The 1,741-nt window shown below is 39.3% G+C and carries 1 protein-coding gene and 1 pseudogene; both read left to right on the top strand.

Annotated features, from left to right (window positions below; genetic code table 11):
* The first annotated feature begins 196 nt into the window (after positions 1-196).
* The gene (locus IG80_RS0111535) at positions 197-1,294 is read left to right on the top strand and encodes a protein kinase family protein (protein WP_032114178.1); all 1,098 of its coding nucleotides are present in this window, start codon (positions 197-199) and stop codon (positions 1,292-1,294) included.
* A 226-nt stretch (positions 1,295-1,520) separates the two neighbouring features.
* A pseudogene (locus tag IG80_RS14420) lies at positions 1,521-1,741 on the top strand (recombinase family protein); the annotation flags it as partial.

The following is a 1,741-nucleotide window of genomic DNA, read 5'->3' on the forward strand; positions in this document are numbered from 1 at the left end:
CTGAGCATCACCCCAGTAGATGTGTTGGGTTGATTTTAAGAGGTATCTTCTTATGCCGTCCTCAAGAAATTAAGTGGTTTTTTAATGGAATGAAGAATATTTTTCCGGAAGTGTGGGATCGGTTTGCAAATTATATTCCTCTTCGTAATAACTTCGTATAGCATACATTATACGAAGTTATACGAAAGATCTTCTTTTGCAATTCACTCCTTTAGCAACTCTTGGGAGTGGGGAATCTTTAAGCTATTACCTCTCATTCTTAAAGGGGAAAGACGATGAACTGAGGGATAAGATTGTGGCCTATGTTGGTTACTGTTTATTGACAGGCCTCCTGAAGATGCATCATTCAGGTATTGCCCATCTTGACGTCAAACTTGATAATTTACTTCTGAGCTGGGATGGTGATGTTTGGGTAGCTGATATGGGATGTGCCGTTCAAAAGACGATTTTGTCAGGGGGGATTGGCGATTTTAGGAATTTTGATTTGGCGCGTTTAGAACATTTACGCCATTTAGGGAAAAAGAAAAAAGGAGACCTTCGTGCAACTTTCAATGGTCATGCATCAGATAACTTTGCCGCGGGTCTCGCCATACTTCATTTAATTCTTGGGGAGGAGCATCCGTTTCAAGAATTGTTTGATCCGGTCATAGAAAAAAGGGCCAGCATTCCAAATTACATGCTTAACAAATGGACTCAAGAAACCTATGAAGCTGCGCTTGAAAAGGCTTTTGGTAAATCAAAAAATAATGATACCGGAATTTTCAAGGTGATTCGTGGATTAACTCTTACTAATCCTCAAGAGAGATGGTCAACTGAGAAAGCTCAAAAAGCACTTGAAAAACTTCTCCCTGAAGAAAGTGGTAAAAAGTTGTTTTCACAATTCGAAAAGAGGTGGCAACAAATAGCAAGCCAATCGCAACAGGTAGAAAATCCCGAAGAAGGAAGTGATCTTTCTTCTAACTATCTATATAAGAAAGAGGCTATCTATTATCACGACATCTTACAGGAAGAAAACCATTCTAGTGAATTTTATGGAAAAGACCTTTCTGTTTATGAGACTATGCAAAAGCCCTATGAAGAGGAAAATAAGCGTATTGGGGCGGCGAGTTCCTCAACCGATGTATATGTTGACACTCTAGAGAAACCAGAGGGAGGAGAACCTACTACTTATACAATCATTCCAGATGAAGAAGATGGGGCTACTTATACAATCCCAGATGCTTTTAAAAGTTCCCCTCCTCCGCGCCGTAATGGAAACCCAAGCAATACCCCCAACGAATGGGTCTATCAATAAGGGACATTTTAATCGCGAGAGCCAGATTTAGTGGCTCTCGCTAATTTATGTTCCTCATTTTGTGTGCTTTAAGGAAAACTAAACTCTTTTCTTAACTTGCCAAAATATAAGCTACATACAGAAGTTAATCCTAGACAATGGCATGTGCATGCTCATTATTCTCTTATAAAATATTGAAGTCATGCCAAAATGAAAAAAACTTCATCAAAGGGCATTCGATTTGAGAAAAAGCAATTTAGCCTTTACAGGCGAAGACTCCCCCATGGCCAAGCTTCTTCTCTCTGTGATGGGAGCTTTTGGAGAATTTGAGAGAGCTCTTATTCGAGAACGGCAGTTAGAAGGCATTTATCTTGCTAAGCAAAAAGGTATTTATAAAGGAAGAAAAAGAAGTTGACTGAAGAAGCTATCGTAAAGCTTAAGGAGAAGGTTTCTCAAGGTCAGAGTAAA

The sequence above is a fragment of the Candidatus Paracaedibacter symbiosus genome, from assembly GCF_000757605.1.
In the GTDB taxonomy this organism is placed as follows: domain Bacteria; phylum Pseudomonadota; class Alphaproteobacteria; order Paracaedibacterales; family Paracaedibacteraceae; genus Paracaedibacter_A; species Paracaedibacter_A symbiosus.